Source organism: Janthinobacterium sp. GW823-FHT01H08 (assembly GCF_058797855.1).
The window spans coordinates 5,665,041-5,682,999 of the sequence record NZ_CM179504.1; the positions used below are offsets into that span (position 1 = coordinate 5,665,041).

18 protein-coding genes are annotated in these 17,959 nt (G+C 63.8%); all 18 read right to left on the reverse strand.

Annotated features, from left to right (window positions below; translation table 11 throughout):
- Positions 1-28: 28 nt before the first annotated feature.
- Positions 29-436 (reverse strand): type 2 periplasmic-binding domain-containing protein, encoded by a 408-nt coding sequence (locus tag AC3RCG_RS25380; RefSeq protein WP_289917425.1) that lies wholly within the window; start codon positions 434-436, stop codon positions 29-31.
- Positions 437-446: 10 nt separating this feature from the next.
- Positions 447-1,709, reverse strand: a complete 1,263-nt coding sequence (locus AC3RCG_RS25385) for a hypothetical protein (RefSeq protein WP_070291041.1) — start codon at positions 1,707-1,709, stop codon at positions 447-449.
- Positions 1,710-2,114: 405 nt separating this feature from the next.
- Entirely contained in the window at positions 2,115-4,166 is a 2,052-nt protein-coding gene (paaZ, locus tag AC3RCG_RS25390; protein ID WP_409027792.1) for a phenylacetic acid degradation bifunctional protein PaaZ, read from the reverse strand.
- Between the two features lie 96 nt (positions 4,167-4,262).
- Positions 4,263-4,877, reverse strand: a complete 615-nt coding sequence (paaY, locus tag AC3RCG_RS25395; protein WP_492402288.1) for a phenylacetic acid degradation protein PaaY — start codon at positions 4,875-4,877, stop codon at positions 4,263-4,265.
- A gap of 102 nt (positions 4,878-4,979) precedes the next feature.
- Positions 4,980-5,711, reverse strand: a complete 732-nt coding sequence (locus AC3RCG_RS25400) for an ABC transporter ATP-binding protein (protein ID WP_070291038.1) — start codon at positions 5,709-5,711, stop codon at positions 4,980-4,982.
- On the reverse strand, positions 5,711-6,466 hold the full coding sequence (locus tag AC3RCG_RS25405; RefSeq protein WP_070311613.1) for an ABC transporter ATP-binding protein: 756 nt from the start codon (positions 6,464-6,466) through the stop codon (positions 5,711-5,713). Before AC3RCG_RS25405 ends, AC3RCG_RS25400 begins: the two co-directional genes overlap by 1 nt.
- Before the next feature lies 1 nt (position 6,467).
- Positions 6,468-7,451, reverse strand: a complete 984-nt coding sequence (locus AC3RCG_RS25410) for a branched-chain amino acid ABC transporter permease (RefSeq protein ID WP_070224250.1) — start codon at positions 7,449-7,451, stop codon at positions 6,468-6,470.
- Entirely contained in the window at positions 7,448-8,326 is an 879-nt protein-coding gene (locus tag AC3RCG_RS25415) for a branched-chain amino acid ABC transporter permease (RefSeq protein ID WP_070224249.1), read from the reverse strand. The genes AC3RCG_RS25410 and AC3RCG_RS25415 overlap by 4 nt, the downstream gene beginning before the upstream one ends.
- A gap of 72 nt (positions 8,327-8,398) precedes the next feature.
- The gene (locus tag AC3RCG_RS25420) at positions 8,399-9,550 is read right to left on the reverse strand and encodes an ABC transporter substrate-binding protein (protein ID WP_230501986.1); all 1,152 of its coding nucleotides are present in this window, start codon (positions 9,548-9,550) and stop codon (positions 8,399-8,401) included.
- Between the two features lie 84 nt (positions 9,551-9,634).
- Positions 9,635-10,840: a 3-oxoadipyl-CoA thiolase gene (gene pcaF / locus AC3RCG_RS25425; protein WP_070291034.1), complete on the reverse strand. Its 1,206-nt coding sequence runs from the start codon at positions 10,838-10,840 to the stop codon at positions 9,635-9,637.
- Positions 10,841-10,862: 22 nt separating this feature from the next.
- A complete protein-coding gene (gene paaK / locus AC3RCG_RS25430; protein ID WP_070311615.1) occupies positions 10,863-12,191 on the reverse strand; it encodes a phenylacetate--CoA ligase PaaK in 1,329 nt (442 codons plus the stop codon).
- A gap of 174 nt (positions 12,192-12,365) precedes the next feature.
- Complete coding sequence (paaI, locus tag AC3RCG_RS25435; protein ID WP_070224245.1) at positions 12,366-12,818, reverse strand: hydroxyphenylacetyl-CoA thioesterase PaaI; 453 nt, start codon at positions 12,816-12,818, stop codon at positions 12,366-12,368.
- Positions 12,811-14,376 carry a 3-hydroxyacyl-CoA dehydrogenase PaaH gene (gene paaH / locus AC3RCG_RS25440; RefSeq protein WP_492402287.1) on the reverse strand — a complete coding sequence of 522 codons (1,566 nt, stop codon included), beginning with the start codon at positions 14,374-14,376 and terminating at the stop codon, positions 12,811-12,813. The genes paaI and paaH overlap by 8 nt, the downstream gene beginning before the upstream one ends.
- 1 nt (position 14,377) lies before the next feature.
- Positions 14,378-15,169 (reverse strand): 2-(1,2-epoxy-1,2-dihydrophenyl)acetyl-CoA isomerase PaaG, encoded by a 792-nt coding sequence (gene paaG / locus AC3RCG_RS25445; RefSeq protein WP_070224243.1) that lies wholly within the window; start codon positions 15,167-15,169, stop codon positions 14,378-14,380.
- Between the two features lie 74 nt (positions 15,170-15,243).
- A complete protein-coding gene (gene paaE / locus AC3RCG_RS25450; RefSeq protein ID WP_492402286.1) occupies positions 15,244-16,323 on the reverse strand; it encodes a 1,2-phenylacetyl-CoA epoxidase subunit PaaE in 1,080 nt (359 codons plus the stop codon).
- Between the two features lie 40 nt (positions 16,324-16,363).
- Positions 16,364-16,891, reverse strand: a complete 528-nt coding sequence (gene paaD / locus AC3RCG_RS25455; protein ID WP_492402285.1) for a 1,2-phenylacetyl-CoA epoxidase subunit PaaD — start codon at positions 16,889-16,891, stop codon at positions 16,364-16,366.
- Positions 16,891-17,643, reverse strand: coding sequence for a 1,2-phenylacetyl-CoA epoxidase subunit PaaC (gene paaC / locus AC3RCG_RS25460; protein WP_070224240.1), 753 nt, complete (start codon positions 17,641-17,643; stop codon positions 16,891-16,893). The genes paaD and paaC overlap by 1 nt, the downstream gene beginning before the upstream one ends.
- Positions 17,644-17,657: 14 nt before the next feature.
- On the reverse strand, positions 17,658-17,942 hold the full coding sequence (gene paaB, locus AC3RCG_RS25465) for a 1,2-phenylacetyl-CoA epoxidase subunit PaaB (protein ID WP_070224239.1): 285 nt from the start codon (positions 17,940-17,942) through the stop codon (positions 17,658-17,660).
- Positions 17,943-17,959: the final 17 nt, after the last annotated feature.

The window sequence follows — 17,959 nt, forward strand, 5'->3', positions numbered from 1 at the left end:
GCCGCATGGCGCGCGGCCCGAACCGGCTTTATGGCGCCGTCAGCACCACTTTGACGGTGCCGTCGACGGCACTCTTTTCGATATAGCCGATGGCTTTCGGATCGGCCGCGACGGCCTTCTTCACGTCGGCGCTATTGGCCACTTCCTTCGGCAAGGTGGCCTTGCCCGTGAAGACCAGCTTGGACCACAGGGCCTTCGCTTGCGAGGGTTCCTTGTCCGTCACCTTCTTGTAGAACTCGGCGCGCACGGGGGCGCTTTCCGGCTGGTCGATCGGCGTCATGGCCGTCGATTTACCGAGGAAGAATTGCGCCACCTGTTCATTCGTCATGGCGCCAGCGGCGCTTTTCGGATTGACCACCACGACCACTTCGGCCATGGCGGGAACGGCGGTCGACAGCGCCAGCAAGGCAGCCACATTCAAGATCAATGGTTTCATGCGGCGCTCCTCAGAAAACGAAATCGATGGCGGCGGCAGCCACCGTGACGGGACCATGGAAGCCCGGCTTGGCTTGCACGAACAGGCCAGGGCCATTCTTCGGCTTGATGCGGTCGATCTGCACTTTCAGCGCGGCCGAACGGTGGAAGTCCCAGCGCACGCCGATGCTGTCCGTCGATTGCTCGAGCTGGTTGCGCATGGTGGCCAGAGTCTCGACGCCGGCCGACAGGGCGCGCAGGGTCGGCGTACAGGCGGCCGGATAGCCGGCAGGGCAGGATGCGGGCACGGTGTTGTTCACGCGGCCATCGGCCTTCAGGCTGGCGTGGCTGTAGTAGGGCAGGAAGGCACCGATGCGGTAGCCGCCCATCACATACCACGAGGTGCTGTCGCTGACATAGCTGTCCGTCTTGCGCTTCGCATATTCCGACTGCAGCAGCACATTGTTCCAGTCCAGGCCCAGGCCTACGGAGGTAAACGACGCCTTCTTGTCCTTGACTTCCAGCGCATCGGCCAGGGCGCCCAGCTGGGCGATCCGGTAGCCGCTGCCGGCCGCGCGCAAGCTGCCCATCAGGGTGTTCAGGCTCGGCGAATCGTTGATCGTCAACCTGGTCTCGGCCCGGCCGAAGCGCACGGTGACGGGGCCATGCTCGGCCACCACGTTGAGGGCGACGATGGACTTGCCCTCCACCTGCACGGTCGAAGCGGGACCCGTGGCCAGGGTGGCCTTGGTGCGACCCAGCGCCAGCTGCGTGGTGATGCTGGTATCGCCCGCGCTGAACTGGTAGGTGGCGTCGATGCCGTCGATGCTGTTCAGCGGTACCTGCGAATACATTTCGCCGGGCGGGCGCAGCATGGTGTTGGCATAGCCCACGTTGCGATAATCGGAAATCATGAAGACGGGCAGGCCCATGCGGCCGACGCGCACGCTGAAGCTGTCCGATACCTTGGCCTTGGCGAAGGCCCACGCCAGTTCGGCGCCGACATCATCTTCGCCATCCTTGCGCGCCAGGCCCTGCACGGTGGCCGACAGCCACGGGTTGACGGTGACATTGGCCTGCAGTCCCAGGTTGGAATCGACGCCCGTGCGGGCGGTGCGGCCGGCGCCGGCAGCCTGGTTCGGGCGCGCGAACTGCGCGTTGTCCGTATCGGCCATGGTCAGGGCGGCCGTGCCGTAACCGCTGATCTTGACGGCGGGACCAACGGCCTCTTCGGCGTAGGCATGGCTGATGGCCAGGGGCATGGCCAACAGGAAAATCAGGACGTGTTTATTCATAGTAATTAAATACCCGTAGCGGTGAACGTTAATCGTGGAATGGAACTCGCGGTCGAGGGTTCACCAGCCGCAAAAGGCCGGGTCCGTTTTTTTTCGCGCCACCATCGCCTTGGGCGTGCATGGCGGCGTGACCAGTGAGTAAAACCATGCTACATAGAAAAGGTTTTACGTTGGAAAGTTTTCTTGCGGCAATGAGCGAATTCGCCGCTTTTGATGAAAAAAGCACGCGTTCTAGAGGGGTTTATCTAAATAGCACGCTGTGCAAAACCACACTTAGCCTATATTTTTCATACACTTATGGATAATTCAAGAGCAAAAGAACCCCCATAAAAAAAGCGCCACCCGCGCGAAGTTCGCGGGTGGCGCCATTCACACCGGTCCTGCCGGAGACGCTTACTCTCGGACTTACTCGCGCTTGGAGACCAGGGTCAGGATGTCATAGCTGGCCACCAGTTCCTCGTTCTGGTTGGTCACCTGCACGTCCCACGCGACCACGCCCTGGCCCACGCCAAACACGTCCTTGCGGTTGCGGTCGACCTTGCGCTTGCACGTGAGGCGCGCGCGGATGGTGTCGCCAATCGCCACCGGCGCGACGAAGCGCAGGTTGTCCAGACCGTAGTTGGCCAGCACGGGACCGACGCCAGGCGAGACGAACAGACCGGCGGCGGCCGACAGCACGAAGTAGCCGTGGGCGATGCGCTTGCCGAACTGCGATTCCTTCGCGGCGATTTCATCGAAGTGCATGTAGAAGAAGTCGCCCGAGATGCCGCCGAAGGCGACGATGTCCGCTTCGCTGACCGTGCGGCGGTGCGTGAGCAGCGAGTCGCCCGTCTTCAAGTCCTCGAAGTGCTTGCGGAACGGGTGGATCGGGCTTTCGTTGACGTCCGCGCCGCGCACGTATTCGCCGGTGATCGCCGCCAGCATGGTCGGCGAGCCTTGCACGGCCGCCCGTTGCAGGTAATGGCGCACGGCGCGCACGCCGCCCAGTTCCTCGCCGCCGCCCGCGCGGCCAGGGCCGCCGTGCTTCAGTTGCGGCAGGGGCGAGCCATGGCCCGTCGAATCGACGGAAGCCACGCGCTCGAGCACGTGCACGCGGCCATGCGTGGCCGCCACTTGCGGCACCACGCGCGCGGCGATCTTCGGATCGCGCGTCACCAGGGTGCTCACCAGGCTGCCCTTGCCGCGCGCGGCCAGGGCCAGCGCCTCGTCGATATCGTGGTAGCCCATCATGGTGCTGACGGGGCCGAACGCTTCCACGTCATGCACGGCATCGTTGCCGAAGGCATCGCGGCACATCAGCAGGGTCGGCGAGAAGAAGCTGCCGTCCTGCGCGCCATCGCCGAGCGGATTGAATCCGTCGGCCGCGCCGAACACCACTTCATTACCCTGCGACAGGGTGGCGACCCGTTCGGCCACGTCGTTTTGCTGCTCTTTCGACGCCAGCGCGCCCATGCGCACGCCTTCGATGGACGGGTCGCCCACCACCACCTTGGCCAGGCGCTCGCGCAGGCGCGAGCCGACGGCGTCCATCAGGTGCTCGGGCACGATGATGCGGCGGATCGCCGTGCACTTCTGGCCCGACTTGCCCGTCATTTCGCGCACGACTTCCTTGACGAACAGGTCGAATTCCACGTCGTCGGGCGTGACGTCCGGTGCCAGGATAGCGCAATTGAGCGAATCGGCTTCGCCGTTGAAAGGCACGGACTGGGCGATCAGGTTGGAATTCGTGCGCAGCTTGGCGGCCGTGGCGGCCGATCCTGTAAACGTGACGAAATCCTGGCCATTCAGGCGGTCCAGCAAGTCGCCCGTGGAACCGATCACCAGCTGCAAGCTGCCGGCCGGCAGCAAGCCCGATTCATGCATCATGCGCACGACGGCCTGCGTCAGATAGCTGGTCGCCGTGGCCGGCTTGGCGATGCAGGGCATGGCCGCCAGGAAGCTGGGCGCGAATTTTTCCAGCAGACCCCAGATGGGGAAGTTGAAGGCGTTGATGTGCACGGCCAGGCCGCCGCGCGGCACCAGGATGTGCGTGCCGGCGAAACCGCCTTTTTTACCGAGCGCGATGGCCGGGCCTTCGTGCAGCACGTTCGACGACGGCAGCTCGTTGCTGCCCATGCTGGCGTAGGCGAACAGGGTGCCCGTGCCGCCTTCGATGTCGACCCAGCTGTCGGCGCGCGTGGCGCCCGACAGGTGCGAGATCGCATACAGTTCTTCCTTGCGCTCGACCAGGTACTGGGCCAGCGCCTTCAGGCGCGCGGCGCGCTGCTGGAAATCGAGCGCCATCAGGCCCGGCACGCCCGTCTTGCGCGCATACGTGACGGCTTCGTCGAAGTCGATCTTTTCCGCATGCGTATGATAGATGACGCGGTTGTTCAAGGCACTGTGCAGGGGCACGGCGGCGCTTTCGCCCAGCCAGCGGCCGGCGATCAGGCTTTGCAGGGTGGATATGTGAGCCATGTGGTTTCTCCGTAAAACGAGGGTGTTGGTGACGTTGGTGGTGGTGTCGGATGACGCGGGGCGCTGCCCCGCTAATCCGACCTACGCTCATATGGTTTATTGCGCCGTGGCGTTCTTGTGCAAATGCAGCGGCAAGGCCGATTCGAAATTGAGGCGCTGGCGGTTCGCCTCGACTTGCGTCAGCGCCTCCACTTCGCGCATCGTCTGCATGGAGCGCACGGCCAGTTCGTGGTACTGGCCCGTGCCCGAGCTTTTCCATTTGATTTCATCGTCGGTCAGCGTGCGGATCACCTTGGCGGGCGTGCCCACGACCATGCTGCGCGGTGCGACGACCATGCCCGCCTTGACGAAACTCATGGCGGCGACGATGGATTCCTCGCCGATGACGGCGTTGTCCATCACCACGGCGTTCATGCCGACGAGCGCATTGCGGCCGATGCGGCAGCCGTGCAGCACGGCGCCATGGCCGATATGGCCATCGACTTCGACTACCGTGTCGCAGCCGGGGAAGCCGTGCATGACGCAGGTGTCCTGCAGGTTCGCCCCCTCTTCCAGGATCAATCGGCCGAAGTCGCCGCGAATCGAAGCGAGCGGACCGATATAGCAGCGCGGACCGACGATCACGTCGCCGATCAGCACGGCCGATGGGTGCACATAGGCGCTGGGGTGGACGACGGGGGTGACGCCGTTGATTTCGTAGACTTTGACCATGCAAACTCCTATTCATCTGCGCGCCATGCACGCTATTACTAGACGCAGCGGAAAACTGGGGTCAAACCCGGCGGGTCTGACCCCGGCCCTCCGCTGCTGTCTTCACATACCCAGGTACGCGCTTTGTACCTGCTCGTTGTGCAGCAATTCGGGGCCGGGACCGGACAGGGTAATCGCGCCCGTCTCGATCACATAGCCCACGTCCGCGATCGACAAGGCCGCATGCGCGTTCTGCTCGACGAGGAAGATGGTGATGCCCTGGTCGCGCAGCTCGGCCACGATGCGGAAGATTTCCGCGATCAGGAGCGGCGCCAGGCCCATGCTCGGTTCATCGAGCAGCAGCAGTTGCGGGCGGCCCATCAGCGCGCGCGCCATGGCCAGCATCTGCTGCTGTCCTCCGGAGAGCGTGCCGGCCAGCAGCAGGCGCTTTTCCTTCAGGATCGGAAACAGGCCGTACATGCGCTCCATGTCGCCCGCCACGTCCTGTGCGGGGCGTGTAAACGCGCCCAGGCGCAGATTGTCTTCCACCGTCATGGGGCCGAACACTTGCCGCCCTTCCGGCACCTGGCAGATGCCGGCGCGCACGCGCTTGTCGGCGCTCATGCGGCTCACGTCCTGGCCGGCGAAGGCGATGCTGCCGGCGCTGATCGGCTGCACGCCGGAGATCGCCCGCAGCAAGGTCGTCTTGCCGGCGCCATTGGCGCCCACCAGCGCCACCAGCTGGCCCTGGCGCACCTGCAGGTCGATGCCGTGCAGGGCCTGGATGCGGCCGTAATGGCTGGTCAGGCCGGCGATATCGAGCACCAGCGGTGTCTGAGGTTTTTCCATCTTCATCATGCCGCCACTCCCAGGTATGCCGCCACCACGTCGGGATTGGCGCGCACTTCGGCGGCGGTCCCTTCGGCCAACTTCTTGCCATAGTCGAGCACCAGGATATGGTCCGACAGATTCATCACCAGTTTCATGTCATGCTCGACCAGCACCACCGTCACGCCCGATTGCGCCACCTTGCGGATCAGGGCTTCGATCTCGCCCGTCTCGGTATGATTCAGACCTGCGGCCGGCTCATCGAGCAGCAGCACCTTCGGCTTGGCCGCCAGCGCACGGGCGATTTCCAGGCGCTTCAAGGCGCCATACGACATCTGCCCCGCCTCGTCATCGATATGCCGGCCCACGCCGACAAATTCCATCAGGCCCGCCGCCTCGTCGCGGCAAGCCGCATCGGCGCGACGCACGGACGGCAAACGCAGCATGGATGCAAACAGGTTCTGGTTCAGGCGCAGGTGCGCGCCCACCATCACATTGTCGATGGCCGTCATGTTCATGCACACCTGCAGATTCTGGAAAGTGCGGCTCATGCCGCGCCGCGCCAGCGCATCGGGCGACATGGCGGCCACGTTCTCGCCATTGAGCAGGATCTCGCCTTTGGTCGGCGTATAGACACCGGTGATCAGGTTGAACAGGGTCGTCTTGCCGGCGCCGTTCGGCCCGATCACGGAGTGGATATTGCCTTCCTTGACGGTAAAGCTCACGTCCTGCACCGCATGCACGCCGCCGAAGCTCTTGCTCAGGTTGTTAATCGTCAGCATCTCACACCTCCCGTGCAGATTGAGGCGGTGCTTTCGGCGTGGCAGAACGCTTGCGCGAACGGCTGGCCAAGCTCGGCACCAGGCCCTTGGGCATGAAGATCATGGTCGCCATCAGGATCACGCCGAACACCACCGTTTCCCAGCCTTCAAAACTGGACAGCAGTTGCGGCAAGACCGTCAGCAGCGCGGCGCCGATGATGGAACCGAAGATCGACGCCATGCCGCCCACCACCACCATCGTCACCAGCTCGATCGAGTGGAAGAAGCCGGCCAGGTTGGGCGTGATGAAACCGATGTAATGGGCGCTGATGCTGCCCGCGATGCTGGCAATCACCGCCGACAGCACGAACACGCGCACCTTGAAGCGCGTCGTATCGACGCCGACCACGCGGGCCGCCACTTCCGAACCGTGGATGGCCTGCAGCGCGCGGCCGACGGGCGAATCGATGAGGTTCAGGGCCAGCCACGTGACCAGCAACAGCAGCACGGCGCACACCAGGTACCATGATTTTTCGCCGGCGATTTCCAGGCCGGCGACACTGAAGGCGGAGACGCCGATGCCGTCCGGACCGCCCGTCCATTGCGTCTCGTTGTTGATGACGATGGAAATGATGATGCCCAGTCCCAGCGTCGCCATGGCCAGGGTATGGCCCTTGAGTTTCAGTACGGGACGCGCCAGCAGCAGCGCCAGCAGGCCCGTGGCGACGGCGCCGGCGGCCAGGGCGGCCAGCGGCGGCCAGCCATAATGCGTGGTCAGCACGGCCGACGCATACGCGCCCAGGCCATAGAAGCCCGCGTGACCGAGGCTGATCTGGCCCGTATAGCCCATCAAGAGGTTCAGGCCGATGACGACGATGGCGTTCAGCGCGATGCGGATCGCCACGTCATAGTAGAACGCATTGCTGAGGAACAGCGGCAAAATGGCCAGCACCAGGGCCAGCAAGAGCAAGCCGCCATGGCGCGAGCGGGTAAGGAAATTCTTCATACACGCTCCGAATTTTTAGCGCCAAACAAGCCTTGCGGCAGGAAGAACAGGATCAACAGAATCAGCACGAACGGGACCGCATCCTTGTAGGCCGACGAGATGTAGCCGGCCGTCATGGCTTCGGCGATGCCGAGGATCAGGCCGCCGGCAATGGCGCCCGCGCCGCCACCGAGGCCGCCGAGGACGGCGGCGACAAAACCTTTCAGGCCCAGCATGATGCCCGCGTCATACGAGGTATACGTGATCGGTGCGACGAGGATGCCGCCCGCCGCGCCCAGCAGGGCCGACAGGCCGAACGAGAACAGCAGGACCTTGCGCGTGTTGATGCCCACCAGTTGCGCAGCCAGCTTGTTGTGCGAGGTGGCCAGCATGGCCTTGCCCATCAGCGTGCGGCCGAAGAACCAGCCCAGCACCAGCACGATGACGACCGTCACGCCCAGCACCCACAGGCTTTGCGGCAGCAGGCTGGCGCCCAGAAATTCGATCGGCGCGTCGCCGGAAAAGGCCGGCAGCGAGTGCGTATCCTTGCCCAGCCAGATTTGCACGAGACCGCGCAACACGAGCGAAGCGCCGATGGTAATGATCAAGAGGGTGATGACCTGCGCGTTTTGCGCCGGTTCGATCACCGCTTTTTCCATCAACAGGCCAACGATGCCGGTGGCGATGACGGCCAGGATGATGGCCAGCGGCAGCGGCACGCCGGCGGCCGACATCACGGCGGCCAGCATCCCGCCCAGCATGATGAATTCGCCTTGCGCGAAATTGATCACGCCGCTGGTGTTGTAGATGATGGTAAAGCCCAGCGCCGCCAGCGCGTAGGCGGAACCGACCGTCATCCCGGAATACAGAAATTGTAGAAATTGAGCGACTTCCATGGTGTCTCCATTATGTTCGGCTATGCGCGGGCAGCCTTCGAGGGCGGCCTCGCGCAGGTACTCTGGCTTACATCACTTCGACAATTGCCACTCGCCGTTCTTCACTTCCACCATGCGGAAAGCCGACAGGTCCAGACCCATGTGGTCTTTGGCCGACATGTTGAACACGCCGGTGGTGCCGACAAAACCCTTGGTCTGTTCCAGCGCCGTGCGCACTTTTTCGCGGTCCGTGCCGCCGGCGCGCTTGATGGCGTCCACCGACAGGTTCAGGGCGTCGAGCGCATAGCCGCCAAAGGTCGACGGATCGATCTTGTAGCGCTCTTTATACGTCTTGTCGTAGCCGACGACGACTGCCTTCTGCGCGTCGCTGTCGGGCAGCATGGCGCCGATCAAGAGGGCCGGCGTCGGCAGACGCACGCCTTCGGCAGCCTTGCCCGACAGCTTCAGGTATTCGTCCGACGCCACGCCATGCGACTGGTACAGCGGCAGCGCGGCCATGCCCAGCTGGCCGTAGTTCTTCGTCACGACCGCCGGGCCCTGGCCCAGGCCGAAGACGAAGACGGCCTGCACGCCAGCCGTATTCTTGATGCGCGTGAGCTGCGCCGTGATGTCCGTGTCTTTCGGGCCGTAGGTTTCATCGGCCACCAGGGTGATGCCATACTTCGAGGCGACGATCTGCGACTCCTTGCGGCCCGAGGCGCCGAAGCCGCTCGTTTCCGACAGCAGGCCCACCTTGCTGATGCCGCGCTTCTTCATGTCCTCGAACACCTTCTCGGCCGCCATGCGGTCCGTATGCGGCGTCTTGAAGACCCATTTCTTGACCGGATCGATGATGACCACGGCGCCCGCCAGCGAGATGAACGGCATGCTGGCGCGCTCCACCAGCGGCGCCATCGCCATCGTCGCGCCGGTGGTGGTGCCGCCGATCAGCACGTCGACCTTGTCCGACTCGATCAGGCGCTTGGTAAAACCGTTGGCCTTGGCCGCATCGCTGCCGTCGTCGTAATGCACGAGTTCCAGCTTGCGTCCCAGCACGCCGCCGGCCGCATTGATTTTCTCGATATACAGCTGCAGGGTTTTCAGTTCCGGGTCGCCCAGAAAGGCGGCCGGGCCCGTGACGGACAGCACGGAACCGATCTTGATGTTGTCGGCCGCGTACGCACCCGCGGCAGTCATGGCCAGCACGCCGGCGATCAGGGTTTTCTTGAAGATATTGGCAATCATTATGGTCTCCACCAGGTTGGCACTACGGTCAATTATGGTTGGCGCTTTTTTGCAAGCCTGCGCCTTTTTTGTTGTTTTACTTTTTTATACGCGTTCAATGACGACAGCAATACCCTGCCCCACGCCGATGCACATGGTGCACAGCGCATAGCGCCCGCCCGTGCGTTCCAGCTGGTTCAGCGCGGCCATCACCAGGCGCGCGCCCGATGCGCCCAGCGGATGGCCGATGGCAATCGCGCCGCCATTCGGGTTCACGTGGGCCGCATCGTCGGCCAGGCCCAGGTCGCGCGTGACGGCCAGCGCCTGTGCAGCAAACGCTTCATTGAGTTCGATCACGTCCATCTGCTCAATGGTGAGGCCGGTCTGCGCCAGTACCTTGCGCGAGGCCGGCGAGGGACCAAAGCCCATGATGCGCGGCGCCAGGCCCGCCGTGGCCATGCCCAGCACTTTTGCGCGCGGCGTCAATTTGTATTTATCCACGGCGGCGGCGGACGCGAGCAAGATCGCGCAGGCGCCGTCGTTCAAGCCCGAGGCATTGCCGGCCGTGACCGTGCCATCCGCCTTCACCACGCCTTTCAGTTTCGCCAGCATTTCCAGCGAGGTGTCCGGACGCGGATGTTCATCCATCGTCACCATCTTCGGCTCGCCCTTTTTTTGCGGCACGGCGACGGGCACGATTTCGCGATCGAACACGCCGGCCGCGTTGGCGGCGGCCCAGCGCTGCTGGCTGCGCAAGGCCAGCGCGTCCTGGTCGGCGCGGCTGATGCCAAATTCCACGGCCACGTTTTCCGCCGTTTCCGGCATGGTGTCGATGCCGTACTGCGCCTTCATTTTGCCGTTGACGAAGCGCCAGCCCAGGGTCGTGTCTTCGATTTTCGCCGCGCGCGAGAACGCGCTGTCGGCCTTGCCCATCACGAACGGTGCGCGCGTCATGCTTTCCACGCCGCCGGCGATGATCAGTTCCGCCTCGCCCGCCTTGATCGAGCGGGCGGCCATGCCCACGGCGTCCAGGCTGGAGCCGCACAGGCGGTTGATGGTATTGGCCGGCACTGCCGCCGGCAAGCCCGCCAGCAGCGCGGCCATGCGGCCCACGTTGCGGTTGTCTTCGCCCGCCTGGTTGGCGCAGCCGTAGAACACGTCGTCGATGGCGGACCAGTCGACGGACGGGTTGCGGGCGATCAGCGCGGCGATCGGCAGCGCGCCCAGGTCGTCGGCGCGCACGCTGGACAGCGCGCCGCCATAACGGCCAAACGGGGTGCGCACGGCGTCACAGATAAAGGCTTCGTTCATGTTTGCTTCCTTGTTCGGGCTATCAGGAGAAAATCTTCGGGCGCTGGTCGACCACGCGGCGGGCCTTGCCCGTCAGCGTGCGTTCGATGCCGGCGGCGGCCACCAGGCGCACGCGCGTGCTCACGCCCACGTGCGTCTTGATGCGGTGCTCCAGCTCGCGCGCCAGGGCGTCCGTTTCGCTCGCCGAGAGGGTGGCCGTCAGGTCGATGCGCAGCTCGGCGATCACTTCGAGCTTGTCGAGGTGGCCGTCGCGCGTGACGACCAGCTGGTACTGCGGCGCCAGCTTCGGCATTTTGAGGATCAGCTCTTCGATCTGCGTGGGGAAGACGTTCACGCCGCGAATGATCAGCATGTCGTCGGAGCGGCCCGTGATCTTGCCGATGCGGCGCATCGAGCGCGACGTCGGCGGCAGCAAGCGGGTCAGGTCGCGCGTGCGGTAGCGGATGATGGGCAGCGCCTCTTTCGACAAGGAGGTAAACACCAGTTCGCCCTCTTCGCCGTCCGGCAGCACTTCGCCCGTTTCCGGATCGATGATCTCGGGGTAAAAATGGTCTTCCCATATGACGGGACCGTCCTTGCTCTCGATGCATTCGGACGCCACGCCAGGCCCCATCACTTCGGACAGACCGTAGATGTCGACGGCGTCGATGCCGGCGCGCGCTTCGATTTCCGAACGCATGGCGTCCGTCCACGGTTCGGCGCCGAAGATGCCCACCTTCAGCGACGATTCGGCCGGGTCCAGGCCCTGGCGCGTGAATTCCTCGATGATGTTGAGCATGTACGATGGCGTGACCATGATGATGGACGGCTTGAAATCCTGGATCAGCTGCACCTGCTTTTCCGTCTGGCCGCCGGACATCGGGATGACCGTGCAGCCGAGGCGCTCGGCGCCGTAATGCGCGCCCAGGCCGCCCGTGAACAGGCCGTAGCCATACGAGATATGCACCATGTCGCCCGCGCGGCCCCCGCCGGCGCGGATCGAGCGCGCCACCACGTTGGCCCAGGTGTCGATGTCGTTCTGCGTGTAGCCGACCACCGTGGCCTTGCCCGTGGTGCCGCTCGAGGCGTGGATGCGCACCACCTGCTCGCGCGGCACGGCAAACAGGCCGAACGGGTAATTGTCGCGCAAGACTTTTTTGTCCGTGAACGGGAATTTGGAAAGATCGGACAAGGATTTGAGATCGTCCGGATGCACGCCCGCTTCGTCAAAAGCGGCACGGTAATGGGGCACGTTGTCATAAGCGTGCTTGAGCGTCCATTTCATGCGTTCGAGCTGCAGCGCCTGCAGTTCATCCTTGCTGGCGCGCTCGATCGGCTCGAGGTCATTCGGGGAAGGCGTACGTTGGACCATCATTGTCTCCTCTAGTAACGCCTGACCAAACCTGCTGCGCGTCGTGATTTGCGGCCTGCGATGCTCACTGTGCCACAGCACAGTTGCGCTTCTCGGCCACAACTCACTTCCGCTCGCGACGGTTTTGTCGAGGCGTTTTTAATCTTAAAAAAAATCTAAAACAGTTCCGGCAGTTCAAGCCTGCTCTTGTATGACTTCGCCCGCCACGCGGATCGACTTGCCCCGGAAGAGCGCGACGGCGCGGCCTTCCTGGTTGCTGACCTTGACGTCATAGACGCCGCTCTTGCCCGCCAGCGCCTGTTCGACGGCGTGCGCCGTCAGCACGTCGCCTTCGCGGCCCGGCGCCAGGTAGTCGATGGTGCAGCCGGCACCCACGGTATTCATGTTGTAGCTGTTGCAGGCGAAGGCGAAGGCGCTGTCGGCCAGGGCAAAAATGAAACCGCCGTGGCAGGTCTGGTGGCCATTGAGCATGTCGGCGCGCACCGTCATCGTCATGCGCGCATGGCCGGGACCCACGTCGGCCAGGGCGATGCCCATGGCGGCGGTGGCGTTATCGCGCGACAGCATGGAGGCGGCAGCCGCTTCGGCCAAAGCCTGAGCAGCGTGAATATGGTCTTCCTTATGCATGAAACGGTGCTCCATTGGCGAGTTTGCGGCGCAGCAGCGGCGAGACCCTGTAGCGGTCTTCGCCATAGCCTTGCGCCAGGTGGTGCAGCACGGTCACGATCTGTTGAACGCCGACCGCATCGGCCCAGGCCAGCGGTCCGCGCGGATAATTGACGCCCTTCTGCATGGCGATATCGACGGCATCCGCCGTGCACACGCCCTGGTTGACGGCGTCGGCCGCCTCGTTGGCCAGCATGGCGACGGTGCGCATGACGGCCAGGCCAGGCACGTCGTCCAGGCGCGTGACGGTGAAACCGGCTGCCTGGAACAGGCCGACGACGGCCGCGTAGGCGTCGTCGCTGCACTGGTCGGCACGGGCCACGGCGATGCGCTTTGCACTGGCGTAATCGAGCGCCAGGTCGAACAGCACCGTGTCCGGATGCTGGTTGTCGTGCGCGCGCTGGGTGGCGCTGCGCCCATCGGTCAGATAGATCGCGGCGCCATGGCAATGCAGGGCCGGCGCCTCGTCATGCGCCTGGCCTTCCTGCATGACGCGGCGGCTGACGGTGACGCCCGCCTGCTCCAGCCGCTGCACCAGGCTGCGGATGATGCCGCTGTGGCCACGGCCATCGCCGCCGATGGCGGCCGACAGGGCGACGAATTCCGGGGCCGCTTGCGCGCTTTCCGCCTGCGCCACGGGTGCAGCCGCGCCTTCGCCGTACAGATAAAAGCCTCGGCCCGATTTGCGGCCAAGGAATCCCGCGTTGACCATTTCCTGCTGCAGCACGGATGGCGTGAAGCGCGGGTCGTTGAAGTAGGCGCCGAACACGGATTGCGTGACGGAGAAATTCACGTCGTGGCCGATCAGGTCCATCAGCTCGAATGGCCCCATGCGGAAGCCGCCCGCTTCGCGCAGCACGGCGTCGATGGTGGCGGGGTCGCCCGCCTGCTCGTTCAACAGGCGCCAGCCTTCCGCATAAAACGGACGGGCGACCCGGTTGACGATGAAGCCCGGTGTCGATTTCGCATGCACGGGCTTCTTGCCCCAGGCGATGGACGTGTCATACAAGGTGGCAGCGACCTGCTCGCTGGTGGCCAGGCCACTGATCACTTCCACCAGCGCCATCAGGGGCACGGGATTAAAGAAATGCATGCCGACCAGGCGTTCCGGCCGGCGCAGCTTGGCGGCGATGGCCGTGACGGAGATCGACGAGGTATTCGTCGCCAGGATGCAGTCGTCGCTGACTAACGCTTCGAGTTCGGCGAACAGGCCGCGCTTGACGTCGAGGTTTTCCACGATGGCTTCCACCACCAGGGCGCAATCACTCACATCGGCCAGGCTGCCGGCCGCCTGCAGGCGCGCGGTGGCGGCCGTGGCTTCGTCCAACGTCATGCGGCCCTTCTCGGCCAGCTTCGCATACATCTTGCCGATATCAAGCAAAGCCTTGCTCACCGCTTCCGCGCGCGTGTCGTACAGTTTGACTCTATAGCCGGCGGCAGCGGCCACCTGCGCGATGCCGGCGCCCATGGCGCCGCTGCCGATGACGGCGACGATACTGTTGTTGTCCAAAGCTGCCATATCAATGTCCCTTGAATTGCGGTGTGCGTTTTTCCATGAAGGCGGCCACGCCTTCGCGGTAATCGTCGCTGTTACCGAGATCGCTCATCATGCGCGCTTCCAGCGCAAGCTGCTGCGGCAGGGTATTGGCGCCACTGAGAGCCAGCGCCTGCTTGGTGTACGCCAGGCCCTTGGTCGGTGCCGTGGAAAAGTGCACGGCCAGCTTGCGCGTCTCTTCCGCCAGCTGCGCGTCATCCACGCATTTCCAGATCAAACCCCAGTCCTCGGCCTTTTCCGCCGTCAGTTTTTCGCCGAGCATGGCCAGTCCCATGGCGCGCGCGGAACCGATCAGACGCGGCAGGAAGAAGGTGCCGCCCGTGTCCGGGATCAGGCCCAGCTTGCAGAACACTTCCACGAAGCTGGCCGACTTGCCGGCGATGACGATGTCGCAGGCCAGCGCCAGGTTGGCGCCCGCGCCGGCAGCCACGCCGTTGACGGCGCAGATCACGGGCATAGCCAGGGCTTTCAAGGCCAGCACCAGCGGCGCGTAGTTCTTTTCCACCGATTCGCCCAGGTCCACGCCCTTCGAACCGGGTTCCACGGCGCGGTCGGACAAGTCCTGGCCCGCGCAAAAACCACGGCCCGCGCCCGTCAGCACGAAGACGCGCACGGTGCTGTCGGCGTTCACTTGCGCAATCGCGTCGCGCACTTCCTCGTGCATGGCTTGCGTAAAGCTATTGAGCTTGTCGGGACGGTTCAGGGTGAGCGTCGCGATACCCTGCTCGATGGTGAAGAGGATGTTTTGGTAGGTCATGGCATCTCGCTATTTTTATTTATTGGCCCGCAGCGGAAATCTGGGGTCAGACCCGGCGGGTCTGACCCCGGCTTTTATTCTGCCTGATCGAAGTCGACGACGACCTTGTCGGTCAGCGGAAAACTCTGGCAACTGAGGACGAAGCCGCGCGCCACTTCGTAGTCTTCCAGCGCGTAGTTGACGTCCATCTCGACCTTGCCGTCGAGGATCTTGCAGCGGCAGGTCGAGCATACGCCGCCCTTGCACGAGTAGCGCATGTCGATGCCCTGACGCAGGCCCGCGTCGAGGATGGACTCCTTGTCCTTGTCCATCATGAACGTGGTGTGGTTGCCATCCATGATGACGGTCACTTCCGTTTCCTGCACGGCATCCGCAGCCAGCTGGGCGCGCGGCTTGTGGGCGTTTTTCGGGATGCTGGCGGCGAACAGTTCGATCTTGATATTCTGCTTGGGCATGCCGGCCGCCTGCAGGGCAGCGGACACGCCGAGCATCATGTCTTCCGGGCCGCAAATAAACGCGTTGTCGTAGTCTTCGACTTTGATCCAGTGCTGCAGGAACTGCTCGCATTTTTCCTGCGTGATGCGGCCGTTGAACAATTCGATGTCCTGCTGCTCGCGGCTCATCACGTAGACGAGGTTCAGGCGCTCCAGGTACACATCCTTCAGGTCCGTCAATTCTTCCTTGAAGATGACGGAGGACGAGGCGCGGTTGCCGTAGAACAGGGTGAAGCGGCTCAGGGGTTCCGTCAGCAGGGTCGTCTTGATGATGGAGAGGATGGGCGTGATACCGCTGCCGGCCGCGAATGCCAGGTAGTGCTTGCGGTTGACGCAGTCGAGCGGCACGTTGAAGTGGCCCATGGGCGGCATCACCTCGATGGTGGCGCCGGCTTTCAGGGTGTCGTTGGCCCAGGTGGAGAAAGCGCCGCCGGGCGTGCGCTTGATGGCCACGCGCAGGGTGCCGTCCTGCACCGCCGAACAGATCGAGTACGAACGGCGCACGTATTCCGCGTTGATGTTGGCGCGCAGGGTCAGGTGCTGGCCCTGCTGGAAGCGGAACTGCTGCTGCAGTTCAGACGGCACGTCGAACGTGACGGCGATGGTGTCGCGTGTTTCGTTGCGCACGTTCGCTACGCGCAGCGGATAAAATTTACTCATGCTTCATCTCCAGTTTCTTCGGAACGTGTGCCTGATTTTTTTAGTGGCACTTGAAGTAGTCAAACGGTTCGCGGCAAGCCAGGCATTTGTACAGGGCCTTGCACGGCGTGGAGCCGAACTGGCTGGTCAGCTGCGTATGCGTGGAACCGCAATTCGGGCAGATCACGTCCAGCTTGGGCATCGGTTGCCGTTTCACGCCACCACGCAAGCCGCTGATGTCGATCACCTGCTGCTGCGGCGGCGCGATGCCGTAGCCTTTCAGCTTGGCCTTGCCCGTCTCGCTCATCCAGTCCGTGGTCCAGGCGGGCGCCAGCTGGTTTACCAGCGTCACCCTGGTCACGCCATGGCTGCGCAAGGCATCGGTGACGGCGTCGGCGATCACTTGCATGGCCGGACATCCCGAATACGTGGGCGTGATCGTCACGATGCAGGCATCGCCATCCGTCACTTCGACGGCGCGCACGATGCCCAGGTCCACCACCGAAATGACGGGGATTTCCGGGTCCGGCACATCGCCGAGCCAGGCCCAGACCTGGGCCGCGTCCAGCGCTGCCGTAGCCGTGTTCATTACCACTCCGCCCCGGGATAGGCGCGCTGCAGGAACTGCATCTCGGCCAGAATAAAACCCAGGTGTTCCGTGTGCGTGCCCTGCTTGCCGCCCTTTTGCATCCACGCGTCGGGCGCCGGCATGGTCAATGTCGCTTCGGCGAAGATCTCGGCCACGTGCTCGAGGAAGGCCCGGCGCAGCACGTCCGATGGCGGCGCGATGCCGGCGGCGACCATGGCCTGGTCGACGGCGTCGTACTTGAACATCTCGCCCGTGTACATCCACAGCTTGTCGGCGGCCGCCTGCGTTTTCGCATGGCTGTCCGCCGTGCCGTCGCCGAGGCGCACGATCAGGTCACCGCTGCGGCGCAGGTGATACGTCACTTCCTTGATCGACTTTTGCGCCACATCGACGATGCGACCATCCGTCGATTTCGTCAGTTCCAGCAGCTGGAAGTAGTGCCAGCTGTCGAAGAAGAACTGGCGCATCATGGTGTCGGCGTAATTGCCGTTCGGCTGTTCGACCAGCAGGCAGTTCTTGAAATCGTGGGCGTCGCGCAAGAAGGCGATGTCGTCCTCGTCGCGGCCCGCGTTTTCCAGTTCCGCCGCATAGCTGAACCACAAGCGCGTCTGGCCCAACAGATCGAGCGCCACGTTGGTCAGCGCCATGTCTTCTTCCAGCGCCGGTCCCTTGCCGCACAGCTGCGACAGCTGCTGGCTGAGGATCAGGGCGTTGTCGCCCAGGCGCAAAAGGTAGTTGACCTTGTCATCCATTGCAGGCGCTCCCATCACAGGTTCTTGACTTCTTCCGGCATCGGGAAGAAGGTGGGATGGCGGTACACCTTGCTGTTCGACGGTTCGAACAGGGCGCCCTTGTCGCCGGGGCTGCTGGCGACGATATCGGCCGCGCGCACCACCCAGATGCTCACGCCTTCATTGCGGCGCGTGTAGACGTCGCGCGCATGGTTGACCGCCATCGCGGCGTCGGAAGCGTGCAGGCTGCCTACATGCTTGTGCGCCAGGCCGTGCTGGCTGCGGATGAAAACTTCCCACAAAGGCCATTCTTTGCTCATGTTGCTATCCCCTATCT

Coding starts and splice junctions, on each gene's coding strand:
- paaB (WP_070224239.1), bottom strand. CDS start 17,942: ATGAGCAAAGAATGGCCTTTGTGGGAAGTTTTCATCCGCAGCCAGCAC.
- paaH (WP_492402287.1), bottom strand. CDS start 14,376: ATGGCAGCTTTGGACAACAACAGTATCGTCGCCGTCATCGGCAGCGGC.
- paaZ (WP_409027792.1), bottom strand. CDS start 4,166: ATGGCTCACATATCCACCCTGCAAAGCCTGATCGCCGGCCGCTGGCTG.
- paaE (WP_492402286.1), bottom strand. CDS start 16,323: ATGAGTAAATTTTATCCGCTGCGCGTAGCGAACGTGCGCAACGAAACA.
- paaG (WP_070224243.1), bottom strand. CDS start 15,169: ATGACCTACCAAAACATCCTCTTCACCATCGAGCAGGGTATCGCGACG.
- paaC (WP_070224240.1), bottom strand. CDS start 17,643: ATGGATGACAAGGTCAACTACCTTTTGCGCCTGGGCGACAACGCCCTG.
- AC3RCG_RS25420 (WP_230501986.1), bottom strand. CDS start 9,550: ATGATTGCCAATATCTTCAAGAAAACCCTGATCGCCGGCGTGCTGGCC.
- paaI (WP_070224245.1), bottom strand. CDS start 12,818: ATGCATAAGGAAGACCATATTCACGCTGCTCAGGCTTTGGCCGAAGCG.
- paaK (WP_070311615.1), bottom strand. CDS start 12,191: ATGGTCCAACGTACGCCTTCCCCGAATGACCTCGAGCCGATCGAGCGC.
- AC3RCG_RS25380 (WP_289917425.1), bottom strand. CDS start 436: ATGAAACCATTGATCTTGAATGTGGCTGCCTTGCTGGCGCTGTCGACC.
- AC3RCG_RS25385 (WP_070291041.1), bottom strand. CDS start 1,709: ATGAATAAACACGTCCTGATTTTCCTGTTGGCCATGCCCCTGGCCATC.
- AC3RCG_RS25415 (WP_070224249.1), bottom strand. CDS start 8,326: ATGGAAGTCGCTCAATTTCTACAATTTCTGTATTCCGGGATGACGGTC.
- AC3RCG_RS25405 (WP_070311613.1), bottom strand. CDS start 6,466: ATGCTGACGATTAACAACCTGAGCAAGAGCTTCGGCGGCGTGCATGCG.
- paaY (WP_492402288.1), bottom strand. CDS start 4,877: ATGGTCAAAGTCTACGAAATCAACGGCGTCACCCCCGTCGTCCACCCC.
- paaD (WP_492402285.1), bottom strand. CDS start 16,891: ATGAACACGGCTACGGCAGCGCTGGACGCGGCCCAGGTCTGGGCCTGG.
- AC3RCG_RS25400 (WP_070291038.1), bottom strand. CDS start 5,711: ATGAAGATGGAAAAACCTCAGACACCGCTGGTGCTCGATATCGCCGGC.
- pcaF (WP_070291034.1), bottom strand. CDS start 10,840: ATGAACGAAGCCTTTATCTGTGACGCCGTGCGCACCCCGTTTGGCCGT.
- AC3RCG_RS25410 (WP_070224250.1), bottom strand. CDS start 7,451: ATGAAGAATTTCCTTACCCGCTCGCGCCATGGCGGCTTGCTCTTGCTG.